Source organism: Shewanella sp. ALD9 (assembly GCF_002836315.1).
Lineage (GTDB): Bacteria > Pseudomonadota > Gammaproteobacteria > Enterobacterales > Shewanellaceae > Shewanella.
The window spans coordinates 741,442-756,269 of sequence record NZ_PJCD01000003.1 but is presented as its reverse complement, the minus strand read 5'-3'; the positions used below and the strand labels follow the sequence as shown (position 1 = coordinate 756,269).

The window sequence follows — 14,828 nt, the reverse complement described above, 5'->3', positions numbered from 1 at the left end:
TGGATGTTGTTGCACGATAAGTGATCAACTTGTTACGCTAGGCAGTATTAATAACAATAAAATAATTGCTATGACAGCAATGAGGGATCGTCATGAAACTAACATTTCAACGTCACATCATCGGACTCAGTGCAGTAGCGATGCTTGCATTAGCTCAAACGTCAGCCATTGCTGATGATAAGTTCAGTGATGTGGTCATTAAATCCAACAAACTAGACAATAATACTTACATGTTTATCGGGGCCGGAGGCAATATTGCGGTTTCTGCTGGAGATGACGGCATATTAATTGTTGATGATCAATTTGCACCTTTAGCCGATAAAATTACCGCCGCACTTAATGATATTCAACCTGGCTTGCCTAAATACATCGTTAATACTCATTACCATGGTGACCATACGGGTGGAAACGCCCACTTTGGTGAAACAGGCTCTATCTTAGCTCATCATAATGTTCTCGAACGTCTCAAAGCGGATAGCAGTACTCCTGCGTCAGCATTGCCCGTTATCACTTATGAAGACAATATCTCAATTCATTTTAATCAAGATACTTTAGAGGTTATTCACCTAGGTCCAGGCCATACCGATGGTGACAGTGTCGTCATGTGGCAAAAAGCCAATATTATTCACATGGGCGATTTATACTTTAAAGACCGCTTTCCGTACATTGATTTAGCGGCGGGAGGCTCTGTAACAGGCTATCGTGAAAACGTCAGTTTGATCCTCGATCGTTTAGACAATAAAACTAAGGTAATACCCGGTCATGGCGAGTTAGCCGATAAAAATGCACTGCTAAAATTCAAGCATATGCTTGATGACAGTATTAATTGGATGCGTGGTGAAATTGAAATGGGCCATGATTTAGCCACCATCAAAAAACAGGGCGTTCCAGCCAAATATGCTAATTGGGCTTGGGAATTTATCTCGGCAGATAAATGGATTGAAACCTTATATCAAGACCTAGCCGCAAAATCTTAACTAGATAATCCATTTCGGTATATCAATCAAGATCACTGCCGGTCTACATACAAAAAGCTTGCTGTCTAGGCAAGCTTTTTGTATAAAATACCAACGTAGTTAAAGGTATTACAGACACTATGCCAGTGTTAAAGGCGCTTGCCTGAAATGCCACAACACCCAATACACTGGCTTCAAATCTTTTCCACCAATATCTCGAAAAGGTCTCGCGAAATAATATAACCATTGCCAGGAAGCTAAAAATTGCTTGGCTTTTTGCCATATTGCTTCACCACCCGCTAAACGATAACAAGCAATAGCTTGATTAATCACATTATTATTGGGTCCAATATAGCGATATAAGCTATGGATAAACACCAACACGTCTCGAATTTGTTGTGAGACAACTGATTTATGCTGTTGATTCGCCTCAAAATCGATAAATTTAACCTCACCGGCATGCCAGCTAATGTCACGTAAGGCTGGACGACCATGAGCAAGCTGCATAGAGTGTAGTTTCGCTAATGCTACGCTGACATCATTTAAAATGGGTTGCCATAAGGTTTGGCTTGTACGCTCGAGCAGATGATTAATGGTACTTCCAGCGTCTTCGACAACCATGTAACCGTCACCAAAATCGACAACCGCAGGCACTGGTGCACCTAAATGACTTAGCGTATTTAATACACCAATTTCTTTATGCAATGCAGCTATGGAGTTTTGCTTTAATAAACGCATCGCCCCTGCAAGATGCTCTACTTGCTTCAACCAATATCGCTTACCTTGGTATTCGAAAGGCACTACACGTTCGCCACGGTGTTCACGATAAACCTTAGCCACATGTTGTTGAAAACTATCATTCTCAGCCATAAAACAACCTAGTCATCGACTCACTATTACTGATGACTAAATTATCTTACTAACGTTTATAGAACTCAATTAAATCAATGATTTTTAGTGCTTTTTGATAGAATATTAGCTTTATATAAAAACTTCATACATAGCTTGTATACAAACTAAAAACACAAAAGATACATTTGGTTACCATCGATATTAATCAGTATGAATATCCGATCAATTCATCATTAAATAGCACACACGATAAATGACCATGATTAATGACTAAGGTAAAAATGATTAGATAAACGGAGCTAAGAGCAAACTGTTGATAGCTGAATAAGAAAAATGTTGCAGCTCAATATAATGGCTTTCCTCAAACAAAAAAAGCGCCCTTTTGGGCGCTTAATCATTCAATCATTTTTCACATCATCGAACCGTTATTCAGTCACTAACGCTGTAGCACGATTTTCTAACAATACCGGAATACCTTCGGTAATAGGGTACGCTAATTTATCAAACTTGCAGATCAGTTGTTGCGACTCTTTGTCGTAATCTAGCTTGCCTTTACATACTGGGCAGGCCACAATTTCGAGTAATTTTTTATCAAATGCCATGAGACAATCCTTTTTTAGTTTGAGCCACTTGCTGTAATTGGCTCAACAATGCGTGATCAAATTCTGAGTTAAGCTTCGCATTTACAGGTAAATACCACCAGTTTGATTGTGCAAAATCGCGACATTTAACCGCATCTTTTTCAGTCATTAATAATGAATGCTGTACGGATAAGTCACTTAATTGCTTTGGGTCAAAAGCTTGGTGATCTGCGAACTCAACTGTTTGTACTACTTTATAGCCTAACTGGCTAATACTATTAAAAAAACGTTGTGGGTTACCAATACCCGCCATAGCAACGACACTATGTTGCTGATTAAACTTATCGTCTAGGTTATTGTCAACCTGACAAAGCGGCGCGGGCTCTAGTGCCATCAGCACTTCACCGGTTTGAGCTGGTCCGCCATTATTTATCACAAAATCAACTGAATTTAACCGCCACAAACCTTCACGTAAAGGGCCTGCGGGTAACAAGCAGTGATTGCCATAACGACGCTCACCATCCACTAAAGCAATTTCGATATCACGGCCTAAGGCATAATGCTGTAAGCCATCATCACTAATAATCACATCAACATCAAAGTCTGCTAATAATGTATGCGCTGCGCTCACTCTCTTGGCACCGACAACCATAGGTACTTGAGTACGAGCCACTATCATTGCAGGCTCATCCCCTACATCATTAGCTTTTGCATTAGGATTGACAGCAACAACACCATCGATATTAACTCCATAGCCTCGGCTTATCACACCTGGCTTGTAACCATGTTGGCGTAACAGTTCAATTAAATAAATTACTGTTGGAGTTTTACCACTGCCTCCCGCGGTGATATTACCCACCACTATTACGGGGACAGGTAATACTTGCGCTTGTTTTAGCCCACAACTAAACAGTAACCGCCTAATAGTGGATATTAACCAAAATACCCCAGATAACGGCAGTAATAACCATTTAGCTTGATGACCTTGATACCAAATGCGATGAATAAGCTGTTGCATCACAACCACCTAATCATTATTGACTGAACTGCATCTGGTAAAGATTAGCGTAAATACCTGCTTGGGCAATTAACTCACTGTGATTACCGCGTTCAACAATTTTCCCTTGATCGATAACCAAAATTTCATCAGCGCTTTCTATGGTTGATAAGCGATGGGCAATCACAATAGAGGTGCGATTATGACGAAGATTATCGAGGCCTTTTTGAATCGCTTTTTCCGACTCAGTATCCAATGCCGATGTTGCTTCATCTAAAATTAACACTGGCGCATCACGTAACATGGCGCGAGCAATGGCAATACGTTGGCGCTGGCCGCCTGAAAGCAACACACCATTTTCGCCGACTTGGGTATCAAGACCTTCAGGTAAAGTATCAATAAATTCCATGGCATAGGCTAATTCTGCTGCATGCACAATTTGTTCGCGAGTCACTTCACCTGGATAAGCATAAGCAATGTTATTGGCGATAGTGTCGTTAAACAAGGTAACTTGTTGCGACACTAGAGCGACTTGATTACGCAGTGATTTTAGTTGGTAATCATAAATACTGGTGTCATCAAGACGGATATCACCGGTTGATAAATTACCATAAAAGCGAGTAATCAAACTGGCAATGGTCGATTTACCAGAGCCTGAACGGCCTACTAATGCAACCGTTTTACCCGGCTTAACTTCAAAATTAATCCCATTAAGTGCAGACTTTTCTTGGCCAGGATATGCAAATGTCACATTATCAAAGGTCAACTTGCCTTCAACTCTATCGATACTAAATGCGCCATTATCAGGTTCTGGCGGGGTGTCTAATAATTCAAATACTGTGGTACAAGCGGCAATACCACGCTGAAATTCAGCATTGACACGGGTTAAGTTTTTAATCGGTTGTAGCATGGCTAACATGGCGCCTAAAATAGCAGCAAAAGTACCAGCGGTTAAATCCGTTCTCATGCTATCCCAAGTAGCGGCATACAACACAAACGCCAATGCGAATGAACCAATCACCATAATGAGCGGCTGGCTGATTGACTGCGCAACCGCAAGTTTCATGTTTTGGTAGCGGTTACGATCGTTAACTTGGAAAAAGCGTTCAACCTCAGTTTTTTGTCCACCAAACACTAATACGTTTTTATGGCCCTTAATCATCTGCTCTGTGGTTGCGGTTACACCGCCCATTGCAGATTGAATTTGCTTAGAAACCTTGCGAAAGCGCTTGCTGACAACACTAATAACCACGCCCATGATGGGGCCTATCACCAAAATGCATAACGACAATTTCCACGAATAGTAGAACATAATGCCTAACATACCGATGGCCGTCATGCTGTCTCGGACGATTGAAATTAACGCACTGCCTGATGCTCGAGCAATTTGTTCGGTATCAAACGTAACGCGCGAAATCAAATTACCGCTATTTTCACGGTCAATATAACTCACCGGTAAACGTAGGTAATGCTCAAACACTTGTTGACGCATATCCATAATGAGCTGAGCACTCATGTATGACACACAATAGGTCGACACAAAGTTAGCCACACCACGTAAACTAAACATTAAAATAACCGCTATTGGGGCCATTAACATAATGTCTTTATTGGCGTTAAAGCCACCGTGTGTTGGTAAGTCGACACCGGCGACTATCGCTGGAGTTTGACTAAAGCCTTCATCAATAAACGGCTTAATAAATGCGATAAACGCTGCATCGACAGCGCCATAAGTAATAAGACCTAGAACAGCCATAATAAACATGGCTTTCATCGGTACGACATAGGCCATCAAACGTTTGAAAACGACCCACATTTCATTTTTAGGTGATGCTGACATTGAATCCAATACTTAACTAGCAAACATGAATAACATTCTACTCTGCTTTAAGTGACTCACCAAATCTAAACAAACGGTTATACCAAAATGGGGCAATTTGCTGACGATAAGTGGTCACTTTGTATCCTTCATCAGTGAAGTTGATGCTTATTTGTCCGACATGGCCAGTTTGTAATATTTTACTGCCTTGTTGTTGATACCGCGCCACAATATCCGGTTTAGGAAAACCATATTGATTAGAGAAACCTGCGGTAAAAATAGCTAATTGGGGGTTAACACTATCAATAAAGGCTTGGGTAGATGAGGTTCGACTACCGTGGTGCGGAACGAATAAAATATCGGCTTGAATATCTGCATTTACCGCGAGAAGTACTTGCTCTCGTGGAGCTTCAATGTCTCCGGTTAACAATACTGTAGATTGACCGTCAAACAATTTAACCACGCAGGAGCGGTTATTATCATTACTATTGGCGCTTAACAGATTTGGGATAAAACTCAGTTGTACACCGCGCCAAAATAATTCACCGTCACAAGTTTTTACGCCATGTGATGAATCAGTTAAGGCTGAGACTGACATTGAAAAATCAGCAATTAATGTCGCCTGTGGAAATTGTTCGACTAATACGTTTAATCCACCAGCATGATCATTATCGTCATGACTCACGACAATATAATCAATATAACGAATCCCCTTACTCGCCAAAAAAGGCAATATCGCACGTTGAGCATAACTGAACTCGCCATAAGCAGCGCCAGTGTCGTAAATAACCCCGTGCTGCCCTTGCTGTAAAACCACAGCCATTCCTTGAGCCACATCGATGGCATGAAGCTGCCATGGTGTTGAACCTAACGAAGACGCTGGCGATAACAATATCTCATGGGTCACTAACTTGTTCATGATGACTGGCAGCATAAGCACTGACACTATAACGCGATAACGCCACTTGCGCTGACTCGGCACATAACCGCGTAACATCAACAATATCAGCGCAAAAACAAAAAAGACTCCCGCAGCTAACTCTTGTTCGGTTAACACCAGTTGTTTTAACGGCAAGCGATCACTCAACTGCAATAACCACGCAAAGGGCTCCAAACTAAAATTAGCCCACTGAAATATCATTACGCTTAGGCTTTGCAATGAAACAATATCAATCGCTAACAACCATAGGATGCACAACGCCAGTAACCAAATGCAAAAACTCAGCATGGTTAATGGAATAACCACCAAACTAAACCAAGGTACCAGCAGCATATTCAACCAGATACTATGAGGTGCAATGCCACCAAATAATATCCCTTGCAAAACACCGAGTAACAGCGCTAAACGCCATTGAATAGACCACAATATAATAAGTCCATGTAAAATTTTATCCTTAAGCTGTATAGCTTTTTGGATACATTTGTCCCTCAAAGTGAACTTAGAAACTTCAATGTCTGGGTTAACAAGAGCAGTGCTTAAGCTAGAACGTTGATCTACCGAATCAGGTTTCACCGACAATAAAATAATCACCAATGCACCAAAAGATAACCACAACCCTGCACCTAGTGACGCAAAAGGATCGACCAACAATACAAAAAATAATGCATATACAAGTCGATCCCAATGATGACTAAATTGTTTAATAAAGCTGAATATCATCAATAAAAATAGCATCAGCAATGCGCGTTGAGTGGCAATAGCAAACCCAGATAAGTAGCCATAACCTAAGGTAAATGCTGCCGCAAATACCATTGCGAGTTGGATTTTAGCCAAATGCTGCCAAGAGAAAGCATAACGACTTACCCCAATCAAAATGCCATAGAATAAACCGAAAACCACCGCCAGATGTAAACCTGAAATCGCGACTAAATGCCCTGCCCCTGTCTGCCGCAACTGCTGCCAACGTTCAGAGGTTAACGCGCTTTTATCACCAAAAATCAACGCTTGTAAAATATCGCCCTGAGAAAAGTGTGCCAATAAAGGCGATAATGTTTCCATGATCTGTTGACGCATCGATCCACTGTGACTAAGCAACTCAGCTTGCTTAACTCGACCTTTGGCGACAATATGTTTACTAATAAAGTACTTTTGCTGGTTAAAACCACCTTGATTTTGGATACTCGAAATCCCTTTAACCTTTGCACTAAATTGCCATATTTGGCCAACAACAATTTTATCTGGCTTTTGCCATGTTAATCGGTAATATCGCTGCACATTATTAAGCGACAACGTCTCTAAAAAAGCGTCTTGATAAGGTTTTGCCATGACGCGCACATCAAAACTAATCCAGTCGCTGTTTTGGCTAACTAGTGATACTATCTGCGCCTTAAACTCGATTTGTTGCGACTTTTCAGCATATTGATGCATATATAGACAATGAAACAACAGGCTCAGCCAAATGACGGCGAATAAACAGCCAGCCATAAGCGGCCCTTTGCGAAGGCAAAGAAGCATAGCCAAGAATAGAATGGGCAAACACCATATTGGTGCCAGCGAAGGCCATAACATCGCTGATAAAGAACAGGCGCAAAAGCCATAGATAAATCGATTCATAATGAATTAGTTAAGACATTAATCGACAAATATGCCAAAAAAATTAATACAAAGATTTATGCCAAAACCAGAAACACTTCGTGAACATAAGTATTTACGGATGTTTGGCACACTATTGCACAAACCTAATTTATGGGTATTAAATCGCAAATCAGCGCCAGGAGCCTTTGCTGTTGGGCTATTTGTGGCTTGGATCCCCATGCCATTTCAAATGGTCGTTGCTGCTGGATTTGCCATTATATTTAACGTCAACCTTCCGGTTGCTGTGGCGCTGGTATGGATAACAAATCCACTGACGATGCCTATAATGTTTTATGGTGCCTACTTGTTAGGCGCTAAAATCCTAGGTCATAAAGCACAAGCATTTCAGTTTGAAGCCAGCTGGGCATGGATTGAAGCATCTGTATCAACCATCGGCCCACCCTTTCTCGTTGGTTGCTTAGCTCTTGGCATTATCAGTGCGCTAGTTGGGTTTATTGTCATTAAAAGTATGTGGCGCTATTCAGTTTTGTTTAAATGGCAAAAGCGTAAAGGTTAGAAAGTCTTCGATTGATTGGCTACTTTACCCATGTACTCGTATTAAGGTCGGTATAGCGGCCTTTTCTATGGGCTAAAGATGTTGATTTAAATTTTGCGCCATCTTCTTTGCTAAACGCGTAAAATCCGTAATTTCTTGGTCTGTTAATCCACTTTTCATTAACTCATTCACACGTAATTCTGCAATAGACAATTTCATAACAACCTTAACTCCCGCAGGGCTTAAACCTAAAAAATAGCTGCGTTTATCGTTAGGATTGTTTGACTTTTCAGCATACTTCAGATTAATTAACTCTTTGATCAACCGCGCCAGTTGCGCCTTATCAATCAATGTTTTCTGCACAATATCATTTGCTGTTACTTTTTTATCTTGATTAGCAATAATTTTTAATACCCGCAAATGTAACGGCGTTAACCCAAATTCAGCACTATCAATAGCATGACGCAATGAACGCTTTACACTGTGTAATAAATTAAACAGCGGCTCTTTTATATTTTCAGACATAAGACATCCTCAAATTCATTTTAATACCCCATAAACAGCATCAAATTCAATTACAACAAACAGCAACTAGTTGACTTTATCAACAACTATCAATATAGTTGATATTATCTACTAACGACAAGGGTAATGCAATTATCAGTTACAGCAAACGAATAATTACTCCCAACGTTTTGCTAACCCATACGACAGGCCAGTTAATATGAATAATCCACCAGCCAAAAAATCACCAGCCAGATTAACTTTTATCAGTGACATCATTGAAATCAGCCCTTATTTACGAAGAGTGGTGTTAAGTGGTGAGCAACTGGCCAATTTCCCTGTCGATCAACAAGGGGCCTATGTAAAAGTATTAATCCCGCAACCCGGTGCAACAAGCGTAAATATGACATTAACCGGTCCTAATGCTGCGATTAAGCGCTCATATACCATCAGGGAGTTTGATCATGTGCTTGGCCAACTTAGCTTAGATTTTGTGATAAATAAGCACACGGGGCCAGCAACCGATTGGGCAAAATCAGCTAACGTTGGCGATACTGTGGCAATTGCAGGGCCAGGGCCATTAAAAATGAATCGATTTGATGTTAGTAACTACCTATTATTTGGGGATTCCACGTCTATCAATGCCGTTGATGCATTGATAAAGCGGATCCCCGCTACAGCTAAAGGGCATATCATTATGTTGGTGAATAGCCAGCAAGAGCAAACACTGCTCAGCCAGCACCCATTATTGAAAACCCATTGGTTAGTACTTAATGACGGTATCACTGCTGAACAACAGATAGCTTGGTTGTTAGATAAACTTGAACAGTTTGGTGATTTACCGTCAGACATACACGTTTTTGTCGGCTTAGAAGCAACCCAAGTGAGATTAGTAAAGCAATACTTGCTTGAGCAACAACAATTACCATTAAGTGCAATCAGTGCTACAGGGTACTGGAAGCGAAATACTGATGCTGACACCTTTGGTAAACAAAAACAGATGCAGCCGCTGTAGTGACTTTTGTTCAGTTAAGCAAAACACTGATTAAGTGATGGGAAATAACAATCAAAATTTGACACTTTTCATTCAAACTTGTTATTTTTGAGAATGTAAATAATTTGGCTGAACAAGGTGCAGTATCTGATGACTTGCTGCGTCAATAGTATATCCACTGCCAATAAATGCTACACAATTAGCCGGTAAAAGGACTGTTTTGACGCGGTAGATTACAAGCGGAGGCTCTTTAGACTGCGATAAGTCCACACCACCAAATGCAGTGTAAGTAATCCACTGAAACTAAGAGCAAAGAAAAGTAATGCAATGGATTCTACAGTCTTAGGCGTGTCCGCATAGCAATACCACCAAAGTGGCCATGCAATTATGCTCAGTAGGGCTAATTGCCACATGCAGCGTTTACAACGGCCAATTTTTTGTCTAAAAACAGAGTCGGACATTGGTTACAGGACATAACAGCTTTCTTTATCATTTATGCTGAGGATATTGATTATCAAACTCGCTCGCCAACATGGCATATAGATACTCATCACCCCATGCACCTTTAAAAAACACATTGTTAATAAAATGGCCTTCACGACGAAACTGCAACTTTTCTAAAAGCGCTGCACTGGCTAGATTGAGGCAGTCAGTTTGAGCAATAACTCGATGGCGAGATAATTCCACAAACAAATATTGCAATAAACGCGTTAACGCTTGTGCTGCTATTCCCTGCCCTTGAAATGCAGGAGCGATCGTAAAACCGACTTCAACTTGGTTGTCATCAATAAAATGTACTGCCAGATCGCCCATTAACAACTCATGCTGATCACTAATGGCTAATTGATACCATTGCCCTGCTTTAGCAAAATCGTGGTAATGGGTCGAATTGAATAAGTTTAGCGCATCTTGATAGTGATAATCGGTCCAACTCTGATATCGCGCAACACTAGGATCAGCTCTATAGGCGGTAAATGCCGTTAAATCATTAAGACTAAATGGCCTGATGATTAAACTACCCGAGGTTAACGTAGGACACTTTAGTGAATCCAAACTAGCATTACTGTCCATATCAACCTCGTTCGTTTATAGAGTTTACCTGCCCGCTAATGCCGTGGCTGGCGCGATTTTAGTCGCTTTCCACGCAGGGTAAATAGTTGCAATAAGGCTCATGAATAGGCCCATAAACAATACAACTAATACATCTTGATAATGTAATTCAGAAGGAAGGAAATCAATAAAATAAATATCCGATGCTAGTAGTTGAATGCCTAACATCTGCTCAAGACTGCTGGCAATAGCACTTAAATTATACGCTAGAGTAACCCCTAATATGCCACCGATAGTACACCCCATCAGTCCATTTAAAGCACCTTGCAGAATAAATATCGTCATAATGGCACCACGATGAAGCCCCATAGTCATCAAAATCGCAATTTCAGAGGCTTTATCACGCACTGCCATAACAAGTGTCGACACAATATTAAAACACGCCACAGCAATAACCAGCGCTAACACCAAATACATCACTAAACGAACCAGCTGAATATCTTGGTATAAATGCCCTTGCGTGCGAGTCCAATCATTAATGTATAAATACTGCTCTTGGGCAAAACCTAAATCACGAGTAATGCTCGCCGCATTAAACACATTATTGACTTGAATTCGTACCCCAGAAACGGCAGAACCCAGCTCGAGTAAATCGGCTAAATAATCAAGCGACACATAAGCTTGAGTCGATTCAATTTCGCCACCTAGCTCGTACACGCCAGACACCACAAAGCGATGGCTTTGGGCCGACGTTAACTGACTGTTATTGGCATCTGGGGTATACATCGCCAAGGTGTCACCTACCTTCAAGCCCAACTTAGTTAATAAGCTGCGGCCAAGCACGATATGATTTTCATCACTGCTTAATGACTGCCATGCATCGACAGACATATAATCAGCAATGCTGGACACGTCAGATTCATGTTTAATATCAATACCGTTGACGATTAACCCTTGAAACCCGCCAGGTTTTTGCACTAATCCTTGCAAGCGCACAAAAGGGGCAACACCAGTAATTTGCGGCATATTTGAAGCACTTTTGGCTATATCGTGCCAATCGGCAATGGGTTGGTTAACCCCGACGAGTTCGCCGTGAGACACCACGCCTAATAAACGGTCTTGTAATTCTTTTTCAAAACCATTCATGGCAGATAACACCACAATCAGTACACCCACACCTAAAGCAATACCCGCAGTTGATGCAAATGAGATAAAGCCGATAAAGCCATTAGACTGCCTGGCACGGAAAAAACGCCAGCCAATTGTTAACGGTAACCACTTACTCATTCGGCTAGCCCTGCAGGAGATGAAGCAGCAACAACTTGCAAAATGCCGTCTTTCATTGTCAATTGACGATCCATCTTGGCTGCTAATTTATGATCATGAGTGACCACCACGAACGCCGTACCAAATTGCTGTGCTAACTCGCGGATCATCGCATAAACATTATCTGCACTACTGGCATCTAAATTACCCGTTGGCTCATCGGCTAACACTAACTTGGGCTTGTTTATTAATGCCCGTGCTATCGCAACACGTTGACGTTCGCCACCAGACAATTGCGCTGGGATATGATGTAATCGATGCCCCAAACCAACACGATCTAGTAAGCTTTTAGCATCAACCAAAGCTTGTTTTTTATCTCTACCTTGGATAAACGCAGGCATAGCGACGTTTTCAATCGCAGTAAATTCGGGTAATAAATGATGAAACTGATAAATAAAGCCTAAATCGTTATTACGCACTTGTGCTTGGCGTACCGCAGACAATTTATATAAGTCTTCGCCATCAAGTAATACCGAACCCGACGTTGGCGAATCTAAGGTGCCCATAATGTGTAGTAAGGTACTTTTACCTGAACCTGAACTCCCCACTATGGCCAATTGTTCGCCTTTATAAACCGTTAAATCGACTCCAGACAATACATGAGTAGTCACTTCACCATCATGATATTGCTTGCTGACATGATTAACTTGTAATAACGCGGTTTGTATTTGACTCATTATTCGTATCTCAAAGCAGTAGCGGGTTGAACCCTTGCAGCCGATAGCGCAGGGTAAAGAGTGGCAAGTAAGGTAATTAATAGCGAGCCAACAATAATATAACTCATTTGATTTATCGACAATTGCACTGGTAATGTTTGCCCAACACCTAAAATAGATACACCAAGACCAGATAGAATTTCATTTAAATTCAAGGTGACAGCAATACCAACAACCGTCCCTAGAATTAAACCTAACAAAGCATTTAATAATCCCTGCACAATAAATATGCCCATCACAGACGAGGTTGTGACACCTTGTGTTTTGAGTACAGCAACATCAGTGGTTTTATCGACCACCATCATCACCAATGCCGACACCATATTAAACGCGGCAACAGCAACGATTAAACTTAACATCAACGACATCATGTTTTTTTCCATCTTAACGGCCGAGAATAAGTGGCCAAAGTCTTGCCGCCAGTCGCTGGTTTGGATTTCAATATTTTGCTTAGCAAATCCAGCAACCACTTTGGGTGCTAACGCTGGCGCGGAAAATGGATCGTTCAAATAGACCCGTAATTCATTAATGGTATTACTGTCTTGGCGCATCAATTTACGCGCATCTTTATAATGCACATAGGCAACACTGGAATCGACTTGCGAGCCCATTTCAAATACACCTGCAACGGTAAATTTACGCTGACTCGGCACCGGGCCCATGGGTGAATAGACCACCCCGTCACCGCTTAACACTCTAACCTTATCGCCCGCTTTAACGTCTAATTTGCGAGCTAGATCAGTGCCGAGCACAATTGAATACTTGCCAGCTTGTAACGTTGAAAAAGCATCTGAATAAGTATGAGCCGCAATGCTCGACAATGATTGCTCAAGCTCTGGGTAAACTCCATACATTTGTATAGCTTGAATGTTACTGCTCGATTGGATCATGGCTTGAGTGGTCGCACTAGGCACAATGCCACGAATATTTTGTAGTAAATATTTATCCGCCAACAGGCTTTGGCTACTTTGTTGCCAATCCCTAAACCCCATATCACTGATAAGGGTCATTTGTGGCACAGCCCCTAAAATGCGATTTTTCAGTTGGCCTTCGAGTCCATTCATCACTGAACTGACCACAATCAATGCTGCAACACCTAAAAAAATACCCGATACCGCAAAGAAGGTAATAAAAGAGGCAAAAGCATTCGCTTTTCGGGCTCGCCAGTAACGGTAGCCAATAAAAAAAGAAAATCCTAAATTCATAAAAAAATACTAATCCTGTGCGCCTATTGGGGCGTATAAGTCAGACAATCAGGCAAAATGTGAATATGAAAACAACAAGCCAGCGTGTATGACTTGCTAAATCATTAAGTTGGGCACGATAATAGGGCTATTAGTGTGATAAATAAAGAGGCAAACCTTGATACCTGACAGCAATTCTTATTTTAGTGTGCCTCACCACTTTAATGTTTACTTAACTTCGTGGGATGCAAACCAAGCTTTACCCACAGATGATGAACTCCGCGACATGCAATCTGTTGGGTTAAAACTACTGACCGAAGTGAAAAGTCTTGAAGCAAATTGTTTACTGCAACTGCGCAATTTAGACAATGATGCTAAAGCCGTAGTGGATTTTTTAAAGCTACAATCGCGTAAAGTCGATTTAGTATTGCAACACGTGTTGGAAAAAGAAGTTCAAGATGGTGAGTTATTTAAAGGTGATCAATTTGGTGGCAGTGGAATTAGTATCATTTCATCACGTCCATTAGTTGTAAATGAATACGTTAAGACCCACATCTATTTGCATACAGAATTAGTGGCATTGCTGTGTCTGTGCCAAATACAAAGCTGCACCCCAATATCAACAGATGACGCCATCGAAACCGCATATTGGCGCTGTGAACTTGAATTTAGCCAAATACTTGAAGATGATATTGAGCAATTAGTTAAAGCAAGCTTGAATGTACAACAAAAAATGCTAAAAAAACGTAAACAGAATATCGATAAACAGCGTAGCTGA

Annotated in this window: 14 protein-coding genes and 1 pseudogene; 4 read left to right on the top strand and 11 right to left on the bottom strand. The window is 41.1% G+C overall.

Annotated features, from left to right (window positions below; translation table 11 throughout):
- The first annotated feature begins 92 nt into the window (after nt 1-92).
- Nucleotides 93-977, top strand: a complete 885-nt coding sequence (locus CXF88_RS10935; protein ID WP_101086860.1) for an MBL fold metallo-hydrolase — start codon at nt 93-95, stop codon at nt 975-977.
- Nucleotides 978-1,094: 117 nt separating this feature from the next.
- Here CXF88_RS10935 and CXF88_RS10930 read toward each other — a convergent pair whose 3' ends face one another.
- The 5 genes from CXF88_RS10930 to CXF88_RS10910 all read right to left on the bottom strand — a co-directional run bounded on the left by CXF88_RS10930 (nt 1,095) and on the right by CXF88_RS10910 (nt 7,714).
- Nucleotides 1,095-1,826, bottom strand: a complete 732-nt coding sequence (locus CXF88_RS10930) for a serine/threonine protein phosphatase (protein WP_101086859.1) — start codon at nt 1,824-1,826, stop codon at nt 1,095-1,097.
- A gap of 407 nt (nt 1,827-2,233) precedes the next feature.
- Entirely contained in the window at nt 2,234-2,410 is a 177-nt protein-coding gene (locus CXF88_RS10925; protein ID WP_101086858.1) for a Trm112 family protein, read from the bottom strand.
- Entirely contained in the window at nt 2,400-3,407 is a 1,008-nt protein-coding gene (gene lpxK / locus CXF88_RS10920; RefSeq protein WP_101086857.1) for a tetraacyldisaccharide 4'-kinase, read from the bottom strand. Before lpxK ends, CXF88_RS10925 begins: the two co-directional genes overlap by 11 nt.
- 16 nt (nt 3,408-3,423) lie before the next feature.
- On the bottom strand, nt 3,424-5,226 hold the full coding sequence (msbA, locus tag CXF88_RS10915) for a lipid A export permease/ATP-binding protein MsbA (protein ID WP_101086856.1): 1,803 nt from the start codon (nt 5,224-5,226) through the stop codon (nt 3,424-3,426).
- Nucleotides 5,227-5,263: 37 nt separating this feature from the next.
- Complete coding sequence (locus CXF88_RS10910; RefSeq protein WP_277949090.1) at nt 5,264-7,714, bottom strand: DNA internalization-related competence protein ComEC/Rec2; 2,451 nt, start codon at nt 7,712-7,714, stop codon at nt 5,264-5,266.
- A 76-nt stretch (nt 7,715-7,790) separates the two neighbouring features.
- Here CXF88_RS10910 and CXF88_RS10905 point away from each other — a divergent pair, with 76 nt between their 5' ends.
- On the top strand, nt 7,791-8,297 hold the full coding sequence (locus tag CXF88_RS10905; RefSeq protein WP_101086854.1) for a DUF2062 domain-containing protein: 507 nt from the start codon (nt 7,791-7,793) through the stop codon (nt 8,295-8,297).
- 72 nt (nt 8,298-8,369) lie between these two features.
- Here the strand turns inward: CXF88_RS10905 and CXF88_RS10900 are convergent, their stop codons facing one another.
- Nucleotides 8,370-8,801, bottom strand: a complete 432-nt coding sequence (locus CXF88_RS10900) for a MarR family winged helix-turn-helix transcriptional regulator (protein WP_101086853.1) — start codon at nt 8,799-8,801, stop codon at nt 8,370-8,372.
- Nucleotides 8,802-9,000: 199 nt separating this feature from the next.
- Between CXF88_RS10900 and CXF88_RS10895 the strand changes: the two genes are divergently transcribed.
- Nucleotides 9,001-9,795 carry a siderophore-interacting protein gene (locus CXF88_RS10895; RefSeq protein ID WP_101086852.1) on the top strand — a complete coding sequence of 265 codons (795 nt, stop codon included), beginning with the start codon at nt 9,001-9,003 and terminating at the stop codon, nt 9,793-9,795.
- A 212-nt stretch (nt 9,796-10,007) separates the two neighbouring features.
- Here CXF88_RS10895 and CXF88_RS10890 read toward each other — a convergent pair.
- From CXF88_RS10890 to CXF88_RS10870, 5 genes and pseudogenes are all read right to left on the bottom strand, one after another.
- Nucleotides 10,008-10,249 (bottom strand): annotated as a pseudogene (locus tag CXF88_RS10890) (DUF3624 domain-containing protein).
- A 14-nt stretch (nt 10,250-10,263) separates the two neighbouring features.
- Complete coding sequence (locus tag CXF88_RS10885; RefSeq protein WP_101086851.1) at nt 10,264-10,845, bottom strand: GNAT family protein; 582 nt, start codon at nt 10,843-10,845, stop codon at nt 10,264-10,266.
- Between the two features lie 24 nt (nt 10,846-10,869).
- Nucleotides 10,870-12,111 (bottom strand): lipoprotein-releasing ABC transporter permease subunit LolE, encoded by a 1,242-nt coding sequence (gene lolE / locus CXF88_RS10880; protein WP_101086850.1) that lies wholly within the window; start codon nt 12,109-12,111, stop codon nt 10,870-10,872.
- On the bottom strand, nt 12,108-12,818 hold the full coding sequence (gene lolD / locus CXF88_RS10875; RefSeq protein WP_197708448.1) for a lipoprotein-releasing ABC transporter ATP-binding protein LolD: 711 nt from the start codon (nt 12,816-12,818) through the stop codon (nt 12,108-12,110). The genes lolE and lolD overlap by 4 nt, the downstream gene beginning before the upstream one ends.
- Before the next feature lie 8 nt (nt 12,819-12,826).
- Nucleotides 12,827-14,071 carry a lipoprotein-releasing ABC transporter permease subunit gene (locus tag CXF88_RS10870; protein WP_101086848.1) on the bottom strand — a complete coding sequence of 415 codons (1,245 nt, stop codon included), beginning with the start codon at nt 14,069-14,071 and terminating at the stop codon, nt 12,827-12,829.
- Between the two features lie 157 nt (nt 14,072-14,228).
- On the opposite strand from CXF88_RS10870, the gene CXF88_RS10865 reads away from it, so the two are divergent.
- Complete coding sequence (locus CXF88_RS10865; RefSeq protein ID WP_101086847.1) at nt 14,229-14,828, top strand: hypothetical protein; 600 nt, start codon at nt 14,229-14,231, stop codon at nt 14,826-14,828.

What these genes read in the sequence shown, in the direction of transcription:
- CXF88_RS10935 (WP_101086860.1), top strand. Translation starts at nt 93, where the DNA reads ATGAAACTAACATTTCAACGTCACATCATCGGACTCAGTGCAGTAGCG.
- CXF88_RS10930 (WP_101086859.1), bottom strand. Translation starts at nt 1,826, where the DNA reads ATGGCTGAGAATGATAGTTTTCAACAACATGTGGCTAAGGTTTATCGT.
- CXF88_RS10925 (WP_101086858.1), bottom strand. Translation starts at nt 2,410, where the DNA reads ATGGCATTTGATAAAAAATTACTCGAAATTGTGGCCTGCCCAGTATGT.
- lpxK (WP_101086857.1), bottom strand. Translation starts at nt 3,407, where the DNA reads ATGCAACAGCTTATTCATCGCATTTGGTATCAAGGTCATCAAGCTAAA.
- msbA (WP_101086856.1), bottom strand. Translation starts at nt 5,226, where the DNA reads ATGTCAGCATCACCTAAAAATGAAATGTGGGTCGTTTTCAAACGTTTG.
- CXF88_RS10910 (WP_277949090.1), bottom strand. Translation starts at nt 7,714, where the DNA reads ATGTTATGGCCTTCGCTGGCACCAATATGGTGTTTGCCCATTCTATTC.
- CXF88_RS10905 (WP_101086854.1), top strand. Translation starts at nt 7,791, where the DNA reads ATGCCAAAAAAATTAATACAAAGATTTATGCCAAAACCAGAAACACTT.
- CXF88_RS10900 (WP_101086853.1), bottom strand. Translation starts at nt 8,801, where the DNA reads ATGTCTGAAAATATAAAAGAGCCGCTGTTTAATTTATTACACAGTGTA.
- CXF88_RS10895 (WP_101086852.1), top strand. Translation starts at nt 9,001, where the DNA reads ATGAATAATCCACCAGCCAAAAAATCACCAGCCAGATTAACTTTTATC.
- CXF88_RS10885 (WP_101086851.1), bottom strand. Translation starts at nt 10,845, where the DNA reads ATGGACAGTAATGCTAGTTTGGATTCACTAAAGTGTCCTACGTTAACC.
- lolE (WP_101086850.1), bottom strand. Translation starts at nt 12,111, where the DNA reads ATGAGTAAGTGGTTACCGTTAACAATTGGCTGGCGTTTTTTCCGTGCC.
- CXF88_RS10870 (WP_101086848.1), bottom strand. Translation starts at nt 14,071, where the DNA reads ATGAATTTAGGATTTTCTTTTTTTATTGGCTACCGTTACTGGCGAGCC.